Below are 18,299 nucleotides of genomic sequence, written 5' to 3'. Positions count from 1 at the left end.
TACCAATAAAAATCGTATTTTCGCTTTATACCTCTGCCTACCCTTATATCAAAAGGTATAAATAGAAGTCTTTTAAATTACCTAGTATTTCATGCTAGCGTTTATAATGAAAAAATGAGTCAGATTCAAGAGTTACATCAACAGGCAATGGATTTGGTTCAGATGGTACAGGTTGCTAAACTCAGAAGTAACCTCGCTTTAGCTGAGCAATTATTCAAGCAAGCGTTTGAAAAAGAACTGCTAGCAGCTTCCTTAATAGCCAGTAATCTTGAGGCAGAGCCAACCCGTTCAGTCTTGTATCGAAGTGCCCCAACTCTCGCAATTGACTGTGGTGAAATGCGTACCGCAGAACGTTTGATTGCAATCGCTTTATCAGGAAACCCACCCCAAGAAATTGCTGACGAACTCAAAGATTTATTTGTTGAAATAAACCTTCATACATATTTTGCGCGTCGGGGTATTGCATTTGATGAAGCCAAACTTCAGAGCTTCAATTAGCCATTAGCTTGTCTACTCCATATCCACTTGGTTTTGGTGTTCTTGCTGTCGGTTTTGGGTCAACAGCAACGCCTTCAGTCTTTCCAGTCTCACCAAATCCTCTTTTGTCAACCCTTTGTCCTCTGCATCAGCGCTAGCATTAAGGGGAATTTTTGCAATTTCCTCTCCACTCTTGCGTTTTAGCTTGAGAATATCTCCGTCTAGCTTAAGGTCATAGTAATTTCCGAAATATTTTTCAGGTCGTCCCACTTTGATCCAAAACAGCCGGATAGCGGGACTGATGCTGTTGGCGTAGTTTTGTTGCCGAGTCGTCTCTTGGAGTACGACCTCATTGTTGGTATCTGTGTCTCCATTATTATTACCACCAACACTTTGGTTGCCTGAATTAAGAGTAGATGCAACAGAGGAAGATGTGTCATTATCGCTAGTACCACCATTACCAACAGCTGGGGTAGTGTCGCCAACACCTGAGATAGCATCACCAACAGGTACAGATGAGGTAATGTCGCCTCTTAAAGTGAGTGCTGTTGCCTGAAATGCAGCGTTAGGAACTGGTGCAGCATTACCTTTATCCAAATCCGGTTTTGCGTTCGTCCTTCGGACGCGCCCCGAAGGGGTGTTCGCCACTGCTACTTCGTCTTCTGTCCCCTCCTCATCAACTGCTAGTGACACTTCCACCAACTGTTTATCACTGGAGGGCGGTACTTTCACTTTCACTAACTGTTCGGTAGTTGATTGTGGTACTTTCACTGGTAGCGTCATTTCCAATGGCTCACTACCTGCTGGTGTTGCTTTTACTAATTGCTTATCACTAGAAAGCGGTACTTCCACTAATTGCTTGGTAGCTGGTGGTGGCAATTCAACTAGTTCTCCAGCAGCAGCCTTTTGTATGGCGGGCAAATCCCGTTCTGGGTCATAAGAGACACCCCGTTTCTTTTGAAGACCAGGAAAACTGTATGCTGATCCCAATTTGTTGCCTGCCACTTTTACCCCGTTCATTTCAAAAGCGATGCCCGAAGGGCGGGCTTCGCCCATCGCTTCCTTGAACACCCCCTTAGTGCTGAACTGCGGATGAACCACAACACCCTGCTGCTGAAGTCTCTTTATCAACTCCGTGACAGTGGGTTTGTCTTGAGTTGCTTCATCGATAATATCAGCCAGCAGTTGGGTAACAGGTGGTTTGCCACTCGAATGATGTTTCTGCTTCTGGGTTTGAGCGCGGCGGTCGCTGACCGTTGTCTCAATCCCATATTGCTCTTTAACTCTAGTAGCAACCCTTTCACTGCTACAAGGTGCTGCCTCCAATCCAAATTCTTGTTCCAACTGGCGTACCACCACCTCACTGCGGCGGTAGTCCCAGGAGTCGGACACAACTGACCCATCCATACGAATGCGAGAGGCAATTATATGGATGTGTTCGTGGTCGGTATCATGGTGACGGGCAATCACATACTGGCTCTTGTGCAATTCCTCCCTCAAGAACTTCATTTCCTTGAGCCAGCGCTGGGCAATCTCTGCGTATCGCTCATCCTCCAAATGCTCATGGTACTCGCCATTTGGATGAGTTGCATCGCGGTGGGGGATGGAGAGAATAACGTGAGCGCAGGCGCGTTGCAGATTGGGTCGCATTCTTCTTGCTGCCCCAAATTCTTTAGCCAACTGTCTGGGTGTAGTACCACCCATATTACTATCGATAATGGTGGCTTTTTCTTTCCCCAGTACATATTCCAGAGTGGAACGAAAGCTTTGGTTTTTAAACTGCTTGCCAATCAAGTGAATTACTCTAACTAATTACTGATAGTATTATGGTTCTGGTTGGGTGTCACAAGCGAACTGTTCTGCTCTAATTCTTTGTCCGTCGTTCCTACCGGAACGTCGAGATGCAAAATGCTATCAGACCCCACACGAGAACTTAACTTGATACTCTGCATCGCGGTTTTCTCCAACTCATTTTTTCCAATTTACATAATTGTGTGGAAATCTATGTCATCTTGCCAAAACTTGTAGTGACACCAAGCGTGGGGATGACCTTTGCCGTTAAAAATTATAGTTTTCCATTGTATTCAATGGATATCCAGCCTCTTGTCTCGTCTGGTATTACTAGGGCTATTATTACTGGTGGTTACTAATCACGAATTTTCATTGGTACTAGGGCTATTTTTGCTAGTAAGTAATTCACCGTCCCTTATCTTTACTAGGGCTAATTTCGATACCCACCAGTAATACGTCATTGATTGCTGTGTAGTGCGGTTGTCCATGTGCCCACTGCCGTAAGTCCTACGGACAGGCTGCGCCAACCCGCAGCGTCTGGGCTACACCAAAAGGCGATCGCGAACGCGAGTGCGTGTGCGAAGCACTCAGCGGGCGCTCTGCGCCATCGCCTTTATGCGGCTGCTCCGCACCCGGAGCGCCCTATGCCCCAACCAGGCTCCGCTTCGGGGAGAAGGTTTCGCCGAAGTTACTTTCTGGGCAAAGAAGGGCGATCGCGAAGCGGGCGCTCTGCGCCATCGCCTACTAAGGGAACTCTTCTTGATCATCATCTGGTACTCCACACTCCAGCAGCTGCATCTGGGTTTCTCTAATCGATGCACGCAGAGAGTTCACTAAGTTTTGCAGGTGGTCAACATCAATATTTACGTCTTGCCCAGACTTTACTGCTTTGTTTGCTGCTTTAGCTATCTGGTTGAGATTTACCCCAATTGCATTTAGTTCTTCATACAATTTCCAATTCAACTGTGGGGGTGGTGGAGGTTCTACAACACGCCGCCGTAGTGCAGCACGACGGATGAATTCTGTGATGCTCACCCTCGCTTCATAAGCCTTTTTCTTCAGTTGCTCATACTCATCAGCAGCAAAGCGAACTGGATGCGTAATAATTCTTGCAACCCCAGTCAGACCTCTAGTCTTGCTTGGCATCACGACAATCTCTGTGTACAAGGCTCCGGCTCTCCAGCCGTCGCCGTCGTCCCGTATCACGAGACGGTATGCGCGTACAGCGCATACAGGCGACATGGCTAGCGCTTCACCACCACTGTGCTGTGGCAAATAGTATTGGCTCTATGCTAACAGGGAACGCAAACCCTTGTGTAGTGTGCGTTGTACGGAAGTGGGGGTGAGGAATAATGGAGGATGGGGAAAGACACCTTTTTTTGACCAATGCTGCCCAATCCTGTCCAAAATCTCAAAATTCTTTTTGGGAGAAATTCTCCAAAAACTTTTTCTTTTTTAAAAAACTATTTAATTTGGACAGGATTGTACACATGATAAACCGAATTGGACAGGAATGAACTGGATTGGCACTGGCATAAAAAATAAGTTTAATTACTGTTTAATTGTATTGCTTTTGAATTTTGGCGTAGTATGCGGCTGATGAATCAGCGTTTGAAAATTCGCTTCTGGTTTGGGTGTCGAGGCAAAAAATCTATCAAAAATTATATCGTGCTTATACTTTTTGTTGGTTTCCAACCTGTTGGTGAATGCTTCAATATGGTTGTTATCTAGTTTTGAGTAGTTAGAGTGTTGTGGAACAAAATATTCTGGCAGTGTTACCTAGAAAGACATTTGTCACCATTTGGATGCGTGAAAATTTATGGTAGAACAAAAGCTAGTGCAGAAGAGGGTAAGGTTTCGATATCGGGAACAGACACCAGATGGAATGTTATTGAAATATTTATCAAATCATCCCACCAAGAAAATAGAGGAGTTGCTATGGGAAGCAGCGCGGATGTGTTTTATGCCGATGGCATATGTTAATGCGGGGGTGACTGATGAGAAGGTGTTGAGGAAGGTGGCACTGTCATCGTTTTCCGATTTTGTGCGGCAGTGGGATTGTATCCAGCTGGAGTTAAATCTTGAGTTGGCATTGCCGATATCGCTGATGTCGATAGAGAGTGTAGAGCGTGTGGGTGCACACAAGAGTGCATCGGCGACTGTGGCGCAGCAGGAAGTCGTGGAGAGAGCAAACGCAAAAAAAGCTGGTGCTGACAATCAAGTTGCTGTAATTGAGGAATCTGACCAAGATGATGATTTTTGGGATGGCAACCAAGATTTACAGCTGGAATTATCTGATGAACAAAAGGCTGCAAGAGTTGAGATGGATGCTTTGTTTGGATAAAGAACCATAACGACTTATTTAGGTTGCGGATTGCGTATAGTCTTATTTTTGGTCTTATTAATTGTCGTTTGCATTGGGGCGATTGCTATTGGTGTCGTTGATAGTCTGCATTCAATGAGCAGTTTGGAAATGCCGCTTGGATTGCTGATAGTTCCATCCTTATTACCAAACTCCATTGATGGGATGCCTATTGATTGAACTGGGCTTGAGTTAATACAAAATTTTTTAACAAGGAGTGATGAGATGAGTAAGCCTGCAACAGTTGCAGTGCCAGATTTGGTGTTGGCTATAGATTTGGGTGGTTCTCAGACCAAAGCGATCGCTAGCGTGCCTACGTCGAATGGCTTTCCTATGTTGTTGTGTATGGAGCCGGAGATAGCGGATGTGTCAGCTGCATCTGTGCGGAACTACGAGAAAACCAAATCTGGTGAAGTAGACCCAGAGAACACCTGCTGGGTAGGTATTGATGAGGACTGCTACGCTGTTGGGTTTCTGGCAAGGCACAAATATGGTGGTAACTCGCTACTAAAGCAATTAAAAGAGGAAAGCGCAGTCCCAAAGATTTGTGGAGCTTTGTGGGTATTGCGTCAGAGACTGAAGCTTACGGATAAATTAACTGTAGCGCTTAGTGTGTTGCTACCACCCTCAGAGTATCAGGACAGGGAGCGTCTGGAGGTGAAATTGAGACGCTCCCTGAGGCGGTTTAACACACCTACTGGTGAAATGCGAGTCAAGTTAGTAGATTTTAACGCCAAGCCAGAAGGGGGAGGTATTTATCTATACCGACGTAGCATCTTGGGTGCTGACATTAAGAATCGCAATGTGGCGGTAGTGATGTTGGGACATCGCAATGCTTCTGTGCTGGTATCGACTAGTGGTTCAGTTGCTCCTGGGGTGTCAAGTACCTTTGGGATGTCGTGGATGTTGGATGATTTTGTGAGACGGTGCAGTGGTCTAGTGAAAGAAGATCCGCGTCTTATGGCAGCAATAGTGGCAGCAGGAACAGAGTGCAACCCAGAAGCTTTAGCCAAGTTGTCGCGGCGCAATAGCTCAGCCGACCAGGAAAAGGAAGCGCAGGAGATGTCAGAAGCCCTTAAGCTCAGTCGGGATGAGTATTTCCGAGCATTGGTGCGGTGGTTGTCGCAGGAGCTACCACGTGACATGGACGAGATTATTTTATGCGGTGGCACTGCGGAGTACCTCAAGCCTGAGCTTGAAGTGCATTACAGCAATGTTAAGGCGATTTGGAATGGTGGTGTAGAGATTCTCCCAGGATTGGATACAGTGGGAATGGGAGCGCGGATTGCCGATGTGTGGGCGCTGTATCAGGTATTTTTTGGAGTGGGCAATTTAATAAAAAAAGATAGTAGTTCGACTGCTACTGGTAACGTTTCCTCAAATGCCACATCTGCTACGGTGTTTCCTGCATCAGAGGGTAAGGTTGTGCGCTCTACAGCACTGAAGCCTAAGGGATTTTTGGAAATGCCAGAAAAGTTGTAAGCTTTATGGCATTGAGCCGAGATAGCTGCATATTCGGATATTAAGGCTGAAAACTATTATCCTACTTAGGTTTGGTAATTTGCTACTTGTTTGTACTTAACACCGTTATAGGCAACGAAAAATCAAGCCTTAAGAGCCACTATTTCCGTTTTCGTTCTTATCTCGGCTCAATGCCTTAATGAGTTAAATTTTATACAATAATTTCCAACATTTGGGCAATAAATTCTATTTGACTGAGAAGATCACCTTTTCCTTGAATTTGACCTTTGCAAATCATATGCATCGTTTCATAACCAATCAATGTTCTTCTTGTTGTATGAAATGATGTTTATTTCCTAATTTCCCTTTGACTAATTTTTAATCAAGATTTTGGCGTTGCTGAAGCCAAAAAAAGATTCTTTTCTTAAGAATTATGTAGATTCTATCTAAAAATGGTCTTATTAGCTAATAAATAAAAGAAGAAATCTTTTTGGGTAGCTTATCTAACATTGCTCTGTAATTAACCCTCTTCTAAGAAACAGAAATGTTTCTTTACATCCATTGGAAATGCGATCGCTTTCCTCAGACGCTTTTGTTACTACTATGGTGAAAGTAACAAAATCTGTTTACAGACGATCACCTGTGATGAATGAAAGAAATCATTGTGTTTTCTTAAGAGTGGCATAATCTTAGTATTTTGAAGCTAAGCTTCCAAAATAAACAGAATAAATTTGCGATGCTCGCTTGTTTGGCAACTGCATATTTTTGCAGCAGCAAACGTATAAGCCTTAGTCAGCGAACCTAAAATATTGAATTTGCAAAATCCTCGCCTTGCCTAACTAAAGAAGGCAGACTTTTAGGTATAAACTGATGCTATAAAATAACATTAAATTCTAGAAAAGAGGAATTTATCATGCCCATCACTCCCACCTACCCAGGTGTTTACATAGAAGAAATTGTCAGTAGTGTACGTACAATTACTGGAGTGGCAACATCTATCACTACTTTTATCGGTTACACAGCACGCGGGCCGGTGAATCAAGCGGTACGTATATTAAATTTTGGTGATTATGAACGTACATTCGGTGGGTTAGACCGCGATAGCGAGATTGGTTATGCAGTACAGCAGTTTTTTTTGAACGGTGGAACTGATGCCTATGTAGTACGCATTGCTCAAGGAGCAACCCCAGCAGCAGTAACACTCAAAGATGTCTTAGGTCATGCTGTTCTGACTGTCTCTGCCATCAATCCTGGTGTTTGGGGAAACTATCTGCGTGTGGATGTAGATTACGCCACAAGTAATCCTGATAGTACTTTTAACCTGTATGTGAGTCGATACGAGACGCAGAACGGAGCGCTAGTTCTTATAGACAGAGAACAGCACCGCAATCTCAGCATGAGTAGCCATTCCTCAACATATGCGTTGAGTGTTGTCAACAGTGCCTCGAATTTGATCAAGCTTAGTACAAGCTTCTCAGGATTTGCCGAGGATGGCTACAGCCTGAGTGGAAAACTAGACACTGTACCTCCCTTAACCGCCAATAACACCACGATTACTGGCATTGTGGATGGAAATAGACCATTTACACTGATTTTGGCAAACCCAGTAGGAGTGAATGCAGCAACGGATAAATTGCAAGAACTGGTAAACCAAATTGGTGCAGCCATTACTGCGGCTGGGTTATCATCTCGTTTGGCAGTAGGAAGATTTGACGCTCTGGGTACTACAGCTAGTGCTACGGGTAATTTCCTGAAATTAACATCGCTCACAGCAGGTGAGTTTTCGTCTGTAGAGGTAATTAACGCACCGAGCAATGACGTTGCTGCCAAGCTCAAGCTCGGTTTGAGTAACGGTGGGCGCGAAAAGGAGGGCGCGAGTTTTTATCGTCCAGCCCAAACTGGTACAGTCAGTCGCGATTTGGCTGACCTTTCTGGAACAATTAGCGGACAAGTACAGATTACCATCACAGATACGTTGACAAGTACGCCCATCTTGGCAACAACTTCTATCGGTTCTCTTGCGATTACCGTTCCTACAAACTTACCCACCACCCTACAATTACCCACCGCCCTACAAGAAGTGCGCGATACTCTTCAAAAATTGATTCGGGCAATTGACAACCCTGCAACTAAGAATGCAACTGTACAAATCGTTGGTACTTCCCTGCGGATTGTACCAAGTGCCACCACACCGAATGCTGAAATTACATTCAGTGACGCAGGTGCTACAGCAATCCATTTGACAAGCGCCACAGGTGCATTTACTAACGTGCAGCAATACAGTCTAGGTAGCGGCTCAACCGGCGCACAAACGGGTGCATCTCCAGGAGTAGATGGTACACCACCCAGTAACGCTGCAACCCTGATTGGTTCATATGACGAGAAAACTGGAATTTACGCGCTGCGGGATGTTGACTTATTCAACCTGTTGGTGATTCCGCGTACGGTTCAATTGAGTGATACTGAAGCTAAAAGTGTGATGGCGGCAGCTGTGGCTTTATGTGAAGAGCGCCGAGCTTTTTATATAGTTGACCCCAATCCTCAAAAATCCTACGCAAGCATCAAAGACTGGGTGAGTAACCTTGGTTTGAACAGCAGTTATGCAGCTATCTTTTTCCCACAAATTTTAGCAGCCGATCCATTAGATGGTTTCCGTCTGCGTAGTATGCCCGCATCGGGAGCGATCGCTGGTGTTTTTGCCCGCACGGATAGTCAACGTGGAGTGTGGAAAGCACCAGCTGGTACAGAGGCTGTTCTCAACGGTATTCAAGGGCTGTCTTACAACTTAACTGACCCAGAAAATGGCACACTGAATCCGTTGGGAATTAATAGCCTGCGAAGCTTTCCAATTTATGGCAACGTAGTTTGGGGTTCTCGTACCCTAAGAGGTGCTGATGTACAGGCAGATGAATACAAGTACATCCCCGTTCGTCGGACTGCCCTTTATATCGAAGAAAGCCTTTATCGGGGACTGAAGTGGGTAGTTTTTGAACCTAACGATGAGCCACTTTGGGCGCAAATTCGTCTCAATGTCGGGGCTTTTATGAACAATCTGTTTCGCCAAGGTGCTTTTCAGGGTAAGACACCACGAGAGGCTTACTTAGTCAAGTGCGACAGGGAAACAACTACTCAAAACGACATTAATTTGGGCATTGTCAATATCCTGGTTGGTTTTGCTCCACTCAAACCAGCGGAGTTTGTGATTATCAAGATTCAGCAATTGGCTGGTCAAATAACTACTTAATTCTGAGTTGTTGGTTGGTGGTTGTTAGTTGATAGTTGGTTGTTCCAAATAACAAACAACAAACAACGACATAACCAGTTCCATCGAAATCAAGGAGAACATATGGCTCAATTTAGCGTTAATGCCCAAAGATTCGACCCGTATAAAAACTTCAAATTTCGTGTGAAGTGGGATGGTCGCTATGTTGCAGGTATTAGTAAAGTCGGGGCGTTGAAGAAGACCACCGAAGTAGTCAAGCACCGTGAAGGAGGCGATCCCAGTACTTCGCGCAAGTCTCCCGGTCGTACCGAGTATGATGCAATCACGCTGGAACGCGGTGTCACCCACGATACCGAGTTCGAGAAGTGGGCAAACAAAGTTTGGAATTATGGTTCTGGGTTAGGTGCAGAAGTCTCGCTCAAAGACTTTCGCAAAGACATTATTTTGGAAGTTTATAACGAAGCCGGTCAATTAGCGATCGCCTACAAAATTTACCGTTGCTGGGTATCCGAATACCAAGCTCTACCTGACCTCGATGCTAATGCCAATGCTGTTGCCATTCAACACATCAAATTTGAAAACGAAGGCTGGGAACGAGATTACGAAGTCACCGAACCAACTGAACCAAGTTTCACCGAACCACCTATTTAATTCTTCTATCAAGCAAGATGATTGATAGGGAGATACGGGAACACGGTGACACGGTGACGCAAAGAACAATTCCTGCCTTATCCCCGATACCCCACCTTATGCGTAGCCTGTCAGCACAAGAACTATTACAAGTCTGGGAGCAGGGACTAAACCAGCCATCCGTTCAGCGGGCATTACTATTGCTTGCTGCTGCTTGTCCCGAAACATCACCCCAGTTGCTAGCGGAACTCAGTATTGGTCAGCGTGATGCTTACCTACTCACCTTACGCGAGTGGCTATTTGGTTCTCAGATAGCCAGTTTGGTGACTTGTTCCAACTGTGGCGATCGCTTGGAGTTGACATTTTCTGTGGAAGATATTCGTGTACCGCAGGATATAATACTGCAAGTACTATCACTGGATGTTGCTGATTATCAGGTGCAGTTTCGCTTACCCAACAGTTTAGACTTGATGGCAATACCAACTCGCTACACACATAACCAAAATATCCTTGCAGTGCGACGATTTTTACTGGAACGGTGTCTGCTCAAAGTTGAAAGTAATAGTTCTGAACAACCAGTCAGCGAATTGCCAGCAGAGGTGATGGAAGCAGTGGTGGCACAAATGGCTGAAGCTGACCCCCAAGCAGACGTGCAACTTGCCCTTTGCTGTCCGGCTTGCAAGCATAAGTGGCAGGCAATTTTCGACATTGTGTCGTTTGTCTGGAGTGAGATTAACGCCTGGGCATATCGCATTCTGCGAGAAGTGCATACCCTAGCCTTAGCTTACGGTTGGCGCGAAGCAGACATCTTAGCAATGAGTCCCCAACGGCGACAGTTTTATCTGGAGATGGTGGGTGTATGAGCGATTATCTTAGCAATCTAGCAGCTAGGAGCCTGAACCTAGCACAGGTGATTCAACCTCGGCTAGCATCGCTATTTGAACCTAATAAAGTAGAAGCAAACGGTGATTTGCCCGTACAAGAGTGGCAAGAAGACATAGAAAATGTCTCAGCGTTAGACCGCCTCCGCGTCAGAGCGTCCTCTTTCCCCACTCCCCAGTCCACAGTACCCAATAGCCAATTGATATCTCCTCCAGCACAAAATAGTCCCGAACAGTCTCGCAACCAATTCATACCAGAGGTAAATCAATCAATACCAACATCAGCTGTTACAACAGAAGGCACCAGTGTTACCTCACCTGAAAATACAGGTGTTCAACAAACCTCAACCCCATTCCCACCTGTCATCCAGAGAGTTGCAAACCAACCAACCATTTTGTCGTCCCAATTCTCACCGCCTCCAAATACAGACTGGTTAATGAGTACTGAGCAAGGACAAGAAGCGAGAATACGGATAACTCCAGGTTCTCACACAGACGGGCATAGCCCGATTTTCCGTAGAGTCATGGAAATTAACGAAGGTAGTCAGGACGTGAGTAATGTCCCCGTATCCCCCCATCGACCTGTCCCCGTATTCCCCCATCAACCTGTCCCTACCTCTTCTCCCCCCATCTCCCCTACTCCCCTTATCCAAGTGACTATTGGTCGCATTGATGTGCGAGCTATTACACCACCAGCACCAGCTAAGATACTCGAACACCGCCAGCACCCAAATTATCACTGAATGACTACTTAAAATCCTGCAACGGAGGCAACATATGAGTAATGCCCTTGCCATTGCAGCTGTCACTGCTGTTCTCAAAGATTTGCTCAACAATGGTCTAATTAACCACGATTTAACCAGCGTCGGGGATGTAGCGGTAACTGCCCTACCCCCAGACAGGATTGCCACAGGTCCCACAGAACCAAGTCAATTAAATTTATTTTTATACCAGGTAACACCTAATTCTGGCTGGCGGAATGTGGGTTTACCTTCACGAGATAGCAATGGCGATCGCATCAGCAATCCTCCACTCGCCCTTGATCTCCATTATCTACTAACAGCTTACGGCAAGGAAGACTTTCATTGTGAGATTTTACTGGGCTACGGGATGCAACTGCTGCATGAAACGCCAATCTTGACAAAAGAGGCAATTCGTGTAGCCTTAAACCCATCTGTGCCAATATCCGGTGTTGGCAATCTCCCAATTATGCAAACACTGACTACTGCGGGATTGGACGAACAGATAGAGCAAATCAAAATTACTCCGCAGTATCTCAGCATCGACGAAATGTCAAAGCTGTGGTCAACTTTTCATCAAAGCAATTATCGACCGACAGCAGCTTATCAAGTGTCGGTAGTGTTGATAGAAAGACAAGGTTCAACTAAATCTGCACTGCCCGTACGCCAGCGTAACTTAAAGGTTTTACCCTTCAGTCAACTACAGATTGCAAATGTTTTACCAAACGTGGTAACTCCAGGTAGCACCCTAACAATTCAGGGACAAAATTTGAAAGCGGACAGTGTAGTTGTGAAATTTGGAACTACAGAGGTGAATCCGGCAAGAAGTGTAAGCGATCGCCTTCTGGAAGTACCAGTTCCTACTAGCTTAGTAGCTGGTGTAAATACAGTACAGGTTGTCCATCCCCTGTACTTCGACACCCCCGCAGATCCCCATCACGGTTTTGAGTCGAATATCGCAGCTTTTATCTTGCGTCCCACAATTGATAAAAACCCGGATGGAACTTACAAAATCACAGTCTCAGACGTGCAAATCGATACCAACGGTGCATCATTTAGAACCATAACTCTAGAGCTTACCCCTATCGTAGGACAGTCGCAGCGTGTCACCTTACTGCTAAACCAGTGGAGTTCAGCGCCCAATCCCCCTCCTGCCAAAGGTTACAGCTTTAGTGCCAAACCCAGAACCAGTGATACTAAATCTATCGAATTTGAAATTAGGGGTGTTACTCCTGGAAATTATCTAGTGCGAGTGCAGGTAGATGGGGCGGAAAGCCTACCAGATGTAGAGACAAACCAAAATAGCCCTAACTTCAATCGTTATACAGGTACACCCCAAATCGTGATTCCATGATGAACGCTACAGTCACCCGCAACTGGCAACAAGCTAACCAGCAATACCTTGCACAAGCCTTAGCTGAGGTGCGTACATTATTGCAACAGTACCTTGCCCGTTTGCAGGGTAATGCTGAGGAGGATGCGGGGACGCGGAAACACGGAGACGTGGGGATACAACAGGACATAGGGACATTCTCTGCGTCTTCTTTAGAATTCCTGTGTGCTGCTTTTGGGCTGACTTCTTTTGAACGCCATATCCTTTTATTATGTGCAGGCGTAGAATTGAGTGCTTTATTAGCACAATTATGTGGTCAATGTCAAGGTAATCTCCAATTTTCTTACCCTACCTTTAGCTTAGCGCTGGCAGCTTTTCCAGAAGCAGATTGGAGTGCTTTAGTGCCTGTTGCACCTTTACGTCGTTGGCGGTTGATTGAGGTAGCCGGAGGTGAGAGTTTAACACAAAGTCGGCTGCGGATTGATGAGCGGGTATTGCATTATCTGGCGGGAGTACCGTACTTAGACGATCGCTTGCAAGGACTCATAGAACCGCTACCCATAGAAACTGAACTTCCGGCATCCCATAATTTGCTAGCTCAACAAATTGCAGACATTTGGTCACAGATAAGAGGACAGCAAATTCCACCAGCGATCCAGTTATGCGGGGATGAATCGGATAGTAAGTGGGCGATCGCATCTGCCGTATCTGCGACAATGGGCATTCAACTATATTTTTTGCGGGCTGCGGATATTCCCCAAGCTGTAGCGGAACGAGAAGCCTTGACGCGCCTGTGGGAGAGGGAAGCCATTCTCAGCCGTAGTGCTTTGCTCCTAGAATGGGAGGATTTAACAGAGGTGGAAAAGATGCGATCGCTTCTGCCTTTTATCGAAAACGTCCAAAGTTTATTGCTCATCAGTGGGCGCGAACCTCTACAAAGTTGCAGGCGTAAAATTATACGTTTAGATATAAGTAAAGTCAGTATGGCTGAACAACGAAGCTTATGGCAGAATGCTTTGGGAAATTCTGCTTTGGAACTAAACGGACAATTGGATACATTAGTCTCTCAATTCAGCCTCAGTGCATCAACGATTTATACGGTTTGCAATCAAGTTAAGGAATTGCGGACAGGAGACAAGAGTCAGGAGACAGAAGACAGGAGTTATTCCCTCCCCGCGTCCCCCCTCTCCCAACTCTGGGACACTTGCCGCACCATAGCTCGTCCCCGCTTGGAAACATTAGCACAAAGAATAGTACCAAAAGCGACCTGGGATGACTTAGTATTGCCAGAACCTCAGCGTCAGATTCTTCATGAAATGGCAGCGCAAGTGAGACAACGCGCCAAAGTTTACGAAACTTGGGAGTTTGCCATTAGGGGGTCGAATGGGTTGGGTATCAGCGCCTTGTTTGTTGGAGCAAGCGGTACTGGTAAAACGATGGCAGCAGAAGTACTTGCCCACGAGTTGCGTTTGGATTTATACAGAATTGATTTGAGCCAGGTAGTGAGTAAATATATTGGGGAAACCGAGAAAAACTTGCGGCGGGTATTTGATGCAGCTGAGGCAGGGGGAGCGATTTTGTTGTTTGACGAAGCGGATGCTTTGTTTGGCAAACGCAGTGAAGTCAAGGATAGTCATGATCGCTACGCGAATATAGAGGTAAGCTATTTGCTACAGCGGATGGAAGCATACCGAGGGCTGGCAATTTTAACAACTAATATGAAAAATGCCATAGATACAGCTTTTCTGCGCCGGATTCGGTTTATAGTTCAGTTTCCCTTTCCAGATTTTGCCCAGCGAATAGAAATTTGGCGACGCATTTTTCCACCAAAAATGCCAACAGAGAAAATAGACTTGGCTAAATTAGCAAAGTTGAATATCGCGGGTGGCAATATTCGCAATATAGCGTTGAATGCTGCATTTTTAGCCGCAGATACTGGGGAATCTGTGCAGATGAAACATTTACTGCGTGCTGCCCAAAGTGAATACGCCAAGTTAGATAAACAACCAACAGAAGCGGAAGTTCGAGGATGGGCGTAAACAATTAAAAATGAAAAATTAAGAAAAGTTTAGGAGTTCGGAATGATATCAAGAAACATTGAATTACATATTGAAGAATTGGTGTTACACGGGTTTGCACGACAAGACCGTTACCGTATTGGCGACGCAATACAGCAGGAATTAACGCGGTTGTTGAACGAGCAGGGTGTACCACCATCTGTTGCTGGAAGTGGTGAAATTGCCAGGTTGGATGCAGGGACATTTGAGGTGAAAGCTGGTGCTAAACCAGAAGCAATAGGAGTTCAGGTAGCGCAGGCAATTTATGGAGGATTGGGGCAATGAGTACAAGAGCGCCAACTCAAACACAAACCACACCCAAACCGTCTTTTACACCTGTGAAAACAGGACTTTTACAGCGCAAATGTGCTTGTGGAAATTCGGCTGGTTTGACGGGAAAGTGTACCGAGTGTGAAAACAAACGGCTGACTTTACAACGTCGTTCTAGCGATCAGGCAGAAGCTTCTGAAGTGCCGCCGATTGTACATGAGGTGTTGCAATCGCCCGATCCATCTCCAGTCTCCTCCCGCTTTGCTCGACAAGAAATTCCTTTATCAATTCCGATCAACGCTTTAGAGGGGCGACTCACGCCAGAGTTACAACACATTGTTTATAGTCTAGGGGAAGGACAACCTCTCTCTCCTTCTGTAAAAAGTTCCCTTCAACCACAATCCGAGATTTCTCTGGACGAAGTAAAGGTTCACGAAAATCAGGAAAGTTACATTACTGCCAATGCGTTCAACAGTGAAGCCTTTACAGTTGGGAACCATATTGTCATGGGCGATCCTGCAAATTCTACTGCATCCGGCGATTGGCTGTTAGCTCATGAGGTTGCCCATACCATTCAACAGCACCCACAAAACCACAAGCCTACTACTCAGCACGCTGAATCAGAAGCCGACCAGTTTGCTGATCGCGTGCTAGCACCTGGTCATCAAACCCTTTTACCATCGCTGGGTTCTACCCCTGTTGGTCTTGCTAGGCGGGTGATTTGGCGACACACTCAGGATTTACCAGGAAACCTACTGCTCGTTGTGGATGTGGATGATGGCGACTTTGTAGGAGGCTGTGTGAAAGCGATCGTGCCTCATGTGGGTGTGAAGTTGATTAAGAAAGGTGTTCCTAAAGGTGCGCGTAATCAGATTTTCAATATTCATATTGGGTACTTGAACAATGCCAGAGGAGAGTCTTGTATCTTCTTCTATGAAAGCGTTTCCGGTCTTTGTGAGATGAAATGTTTTGCTAGTAAGGAAGAGTTAGAGGAAGCTTGGGAAGAGATTAAAGAATGGTTGAGGGATTTAGTTGAGAAAGTCCTTAAGACACTGATGATCGCGGTTGTGGTGGTTGCGATCGTCGTGTTGGCGTATTTAATTGTACAAGCAATCTTAGCAGCACTTGCTGTGTTGGCTTTAGCATGATGGATTATCTAAACCAAGAGCATCCAATATTCAAAGCATCCTCTGATAAGCGCATCTTCGCCGTACAGACCCTACTGGAGGTTGCGCTACAGTGCAGTAACGCTTTTCGGATTCAGTTTGATCGCGATCGTTTGCAACGAGTGATTGGGATAGAAGAAATGATGAAAATAATGCCAGGACTAACAGAGCGAACAGCACAAACTGAGCCTACTAGAAATACGTTAGATATTTACCAGGAAACACTAAACTCTGAAAATATAGAGCGTTTGCAAGTTCTCTTATCATTTGAGCCAGAAGTGTGGGAAGATTTGCCACTTAACTACATTGAGAGTATTACTCTTTTAGACGAAGCCGAGCAGATTGTTTTGCGAGGAAACGAGATGAATGAATTTATTCTCTTTTCGCTACCTGAACCAAATCGCTCGGCTGTGATTGAAGCGTTTGCTTATGAGGGGATTCCAGAAACCGTCATTGAGCAAGTAGAGGTCGATCCGAGCCGTCTGTATCCCTAAAGTATTGGAGAAAATAAAGCATGAATCAGCGATCACCTGTTTCTACTAAAACCGAATGGAAACCATCTTTTACTTTGATTCGATCATCCCTGCTCCAACAAAAGTGTGCCTGCGGCAATGTGGCAGGCTTGACAAAGCAATGCAGTGAGTGTCAGCGAAAGAACCTTACGGTTCAGCGACGGGCAGCCAATCAACAAGACGGTTCTGAAGTACCGCCGATCGTACATGAAGTATTAAACACGTCCGGTCAATCTTTAGACAGAGATACTCGTACTTTTATGGAGTCGCGGTTTGGGCATGATTTTAGTAACGTGCGAGTGCATACAGATGCGAAAGCGGCGGAGTCAGCACAGGCGGTGAATGCGTTGGCTTATACAGTCGGACGGGATGTAGTGTTTGGAGCTGGGCAGTATGCACCCTCAACCAAAACAGGACAAAAACTTTTGGCGCATGAGCTAACACATGTAGTGCAGCAAAAAGCGGGTACTTTGCAAGGCAAACTCTATCTGAACAAAACGGAAACTGACTCCTTAGAGTTAGAGGCAGAACGGGCAGAGCGAACAATTGATAATTCTGGCAACAAAATTGAATTAAACGCCTCCGTTCCCCAAGCTTCATCAAATGTAATCCAGCGTCGAGTGCGCCCTGAAAATGTCAGTTGTCATCAAACAGGACTAACTAATCCCAACTTAACAGGAGATCAAGCAGTAGCGGCTATCACAGCTGCTGATGCAGACGCAGTTGAGTTAGCTTTGCGAGCCGAACTCTTGCTCGATTTTCATTTGCTACTAACACAAGGAGGTCAACCTATAGATCCTGAATTTGACACCATCTTACAAGAAGAACTTGGTCTGACACTCACAAACCCAGCACATTTTAGACTGATTGAGCAGCAAAGAAATCGCTTCCGGCGAGTGCGCGAAACTTTGGAAAGTGGTTATCTACGCTATATCTGTCGTGGCGACAAGGTGACACTTGTTGGATGTGCAGAGGGTAGCTGTGGAGAAAATTTTGCTTTTTCCTGTCCAGGCAACAGACTGGTTGTCCTATGTCAACCATTTTGGGATAACCCAGACGAGCGCTCAGCAACAATCCTCCATGAACCATTTCATATTTGGTTCGATATGGCTAGTCATGAAACAAATGCCCTCAGGCGTGCTGATGCATCATGTTTTGAATCTTTTGCCTTACGTGTAGCAGGTAGAGAAGCATTTGCATCTTGCGTAGATCACACGGCTGGTTAGAAAACCGAGCGAGAGCAAAATATTCCACAAATTTGATCGGAGTAACTAAATGAATATGCGTTTTCCTAGGTAGTCCAAGTTGTAGAGATTGTAGTTTCGAGCTTCAAAGAAGTGGTAAAAGAAGACGTTATTAAATAATAAGTATGTTTATGAGAATAAAATATCAAAAT

At 45.4% G+C, this 18,299-nt stretch carries 16 protein-coding genes; 13 read left to right on the top strand and 3 right to left on the bottom strand.

The features are described 5' to 3' along the window. The first annotated feature begins 114 nt into the window (after nt 1-114). Complete coding sequence (locus V5G28_RS14660) at nt 115-498, top strand: hypothetical protein (RefSeq protein WP_336230758.1); 384 nt, start codon at nt 115-117, stop codon at nt 496-498. A gap of 12 nt (nt 499-510) precedes the next feature. On the opposite strand, the gene V5G28_RS14655 is transcribed toward V5G28_RS14660, so the two are convergent. From V5G28_RS14655 to V5G28_RS14645, 3 genes are all read right to left on the bottom strand, one after another. Beyond that, nucleotides 511-2,271 carry a relaxase/mobilization nuclease domain-containing protein gene (locus V5G28_RS14655; RefSeq protein WP_336230756.1) on the bottom strand — a complete coding sequence of 587 codons (1,761 nt, stop codon included), beginning with the start codon at nt 2,269-2,271 and terminating at the stop codon, nt 511-513. Between the two features lie 14 nt (nt 2,272-2,285). Next, complete coding sequence (locus V5G28_RS14650; protein WP_336230754.1) at nt 2,286-2,429, bottom strand: hypothetical protein; 144 nt, start codon at nt 2,427-2,429, stop codon at nt 2,286-2,288. Between the two features lie 583 nt (nt 2,430-3,012). Beyond that, on the bottom strand, nt 3,013-3,543 hold the full coding sequence (locus V5G28_RS14645) for a plasmid mobilization protein (protein WP_336230753.1): 531 nt from the start codon (nt 3,541-3,543) through the stop codon (nt 3,013-3,015). Between the two features lie 544 nt (nt 3,544-4,087). Here V5G28_RS14645 and V5G28_RS14640 point away from each other — a divergent pair. The 12 genes from V5G28_RS14640 (at nt 4,088) to V5G28_RS14585 (ending at nt 18,129) form a co-directional block, all read left to right on the top strand. Next, nucleotides 4,088-4,612: a hypothetical protein gene (locus V5G28_RS14640; protein WP_336230752.1), complete on the top strand. Its 525-nt coding sequence runs from the start codon at nt 4,088-4,090 to the stop codon at nt 4,610-4,612. Between the two features lie 243 nt (nt 4,613-4,855). Beyond that, nucleotides 4,856-6,112, top strand: a complete 1,257-nt coding sequence (locus V5G28_RS14635) for a ParM/StbA family protein (RefSeq protein ID WP_336230750.1) — start codon at nt 4,856-4,858, stop codon at nt 6,110-6,112. Between the two features lie 892 nt (nt 6,113-7,004). Continuing rightward, a complete protein-coding gene (locus V5G28_RS14630; RefSeq protein ID WP_336230749.1) occupies nt 7,005-9,335 on the top strand; it encodes a phage tail sheath family protein in 2,331 nt (776 codons plus the stop codon). A 102-nt stretch (nt 9,336-9,437) separates the two neighbouring features. Next, nucleotides 9,438-9,965 carry a phage tail protein gene (locus V5G28_RS14625; RefSeq protein WP_336230747.1) on the top strand — a complete coding sequence of 176 codons (528 nt, stop codon included), beginning with the start codon at nt 9,438-9,440 and terminating at the stop codon, nt 9,963-9,965. A gap of 17 nt (nt 9,966-9,982) precedes the next feature. Next, nucleotides 9,983-10,807 (top strand): T4 family baseplate hub assembly chaperone, encoded by an 825-nt coding sequence (locus V5G28_RS14620; protein ID WP_336230745.1) that lies wholly within the window; start codon nt 9,983-9,985, stop codon nt 10,805-10,807. Further along, complete coding sequence (locus V5G28_RS14615; protein WP_336230743.1) at nt 10,804-11,568, top strand: hypothetical protein; 765 nt, start codon at nt 10,804-10,806, stop codon at nt 11,566-11,568. Before V5G28_RS14620 ends, V5G28_RS14615 begins: the two co-directional genes overlap by 4 nt. A gap of 34 nt (nt 11,569-11,602) precedes the next feature. Beyond that, nucleotides 11,603-12,919 (top strand): Pvc16 family protein, encoded by a 1,317-nt coding sequence (locus tag V5G28_RS14610; protein WP_336230742.1) that lies wholly within the window; start codon nt 11,603-11,605, stop codon nt 12,917-12,919. Further along, a complete protein-coding gene (locus V5G28_RS14605) occupies nt 12,916-14,937 on the top strand; it encodes an ATP-binding protein (RefSeq protein WP_336230741.1) in 2,022 nt (673 codons plus the stop codon). Before V5G28_RS14610 ends, V5G28_RS14605 begins: the two co-directional genes overlap by 4 nt. Nucleotides 14,938-14,979: 42 nt before the next feature. Continuing rightward, complete coding sequence (locus tag V5G28_RS14600; RefSeq protein ID WP_336230739.1) at nt 14,980-15,240, top strand: hypothetical protein; 261 nt, start codon at nt 14,980-14,982, stop codon at nt 15,238-15,240. Beyond that, nucleotides 15,237-16,373: an eCIS core domain-containing protein gene (locus V5G28_RS14595; RefSeq protein WP_336230737.1), complete on the top strand. Its 1,137-nt coding sequence runs from the start codon at nt 15,237-15,239 to the stop codon at nt 16,371-16,373. The genes V5G28_RS14600 and V5G28_RS14595 overlap by 4 nt, the downstream gene beginning before the upstream one ends. Continuing rightward, the gene (locus V5G28_RS14590; protein WP_336230735.1) at nt 16,370-16,885 is read left to right on the top strand and encodes a hypothetical protein; all 516 of its coding nucleotides are present in this window, start codon (nt 16,370-16,372) and stop codon (nt 16,883-16,885) included. Before V5G28_RS14595 ends, V5G28_RS14590 begins: the two co-directional genes overlap by 4 nt. A gap of 20 nt (nt 16,886-16,905) precedes the next feature. Continuing rightward, nucleotides 16,906-18,129 carry an eCIS core domain-containing protein gene (locus tag V5G28_RS14585; protein WP_336230734.1) on the top strand — a complete coding sequence of 408 codons (1,224 nt, stop codon included), beginning with the start codon at nt 16,906-16,908 and terminating at the stop codon, nt 18,127-18,129. Nucleotides 18,130-18,299 lie beyond the last annotated feature (170 nt).

Source organism: Scytonema sp. PRP1 (assembly GCF_036697665.2).
Taxonomy (GTDB): Bacteria; Cyanobacteriota; Cyanobacteriia; order Cyanobacteriales; family Nostocaceae; genus Kalymmatonema; species Kalymmatonema gypsitolerans.
Note: the sequence above shows the minus strand (reverse complement) of the source record. Positions and strands in the feature narration are given on the sequence as shown.

Bases quoted from the DNA above. Each gene is read 5' to 3' on its own strand.
- V5G28_RS14660 (WP_336230758.1), top strand. From the start codon at position 115: ATGAGTCAGATTCAAGAGTTACATCAACAGGCAATGGATTTGGTTCAG.
- V5G28_RS14650 (WP_336230754.1), bottom strand. From the start codon at position 2,429: ATGCAGAGTATCAAGTTAAGTTCTCGTGTGGGGTCTGATAGCATTTTG.
- V5G28_RS14640 (WP_336230752.1), top strand. From the start codon at position 4,088: ATGGTAGAACAAAAGCTAGTGCAGAAGAGGGTAAGGTTTCGATATCGG.
- V5G28_RS14635 (WP_336230750.1), top strand. From the start codon at position 4,856: ATGAGTAAGCCTGCAACAGTTGCAGTGCCAGATTTGGTGTTGGCTATA.
- V5G28_RS14630 (WP_336230749.1), top strand. From the start codon at position 7,005: ATGCCCATCACTCCCACCTACCCAGGTGTTTACATAGAAGAAATTGTC.
- V5G28_RS14625 (WP_336230747.1), top strand. From the start codon at position 9,438: ATGGCTCAATTTAGCGTTAATGCCCAAAGATTCGACCCGTATAAAAAC.
- V5G28_RS14620 (WP_336230745.1), top strand. From the start codon at position 9,983: ATGATTGATAGGGAGATACGGGAACACGGTGACACGGTGACGCAAAGA.
- V5G28_RS14615 (WP_336230743.1), top strand. From the start codon at position 10,804: ATGAGCGATTATCTTAGCAATCTAGCAGCTAGGAGCCTGAACCTAGCA.
- V5G28_RS14610 (WP_336230742.1), top strand. From the start codon at position 11,603: ATGAGTAATGCCCTTGCCATTGCAGCTGTCACTGCTGTTCTCAAAGAT.
- V5G28_RS14605 (WP_336230741.1), top strand. From the start codon at position 12,916: ATGATGAACGCTACAGTCACCCGCAACTGGCAACAAGCTAACCAGCAA.
- V5G28_RS14600 (WP_336230739.1), top strand. From the start codon at position 14,980: ATGATATCAAGAAACATTGAATTACATATTGAAGAATTGGTGTTACAC.
- V5G28_RS14595 (WP_336230737.1), top strand. From the start codon at position 15,237: ATGAGTACAAGAGCGCCAACTCAAACACAAACCACACCCAAACCGTCT.
- V5G28_RS14590 (WP_336230735.1), top strand. From the start codon at position 16,370: ATGATGGATTATCTAAACCAAGAGCATCCAATATTCAAAGCATCCTCT.
- V5G28_RS14585 (WP_336230734.1), top strand. From the start codon at position 16,906: ATGAATCAGCGATCACCTGTTTCTACTAAAACCGAATGGAAACCATCT.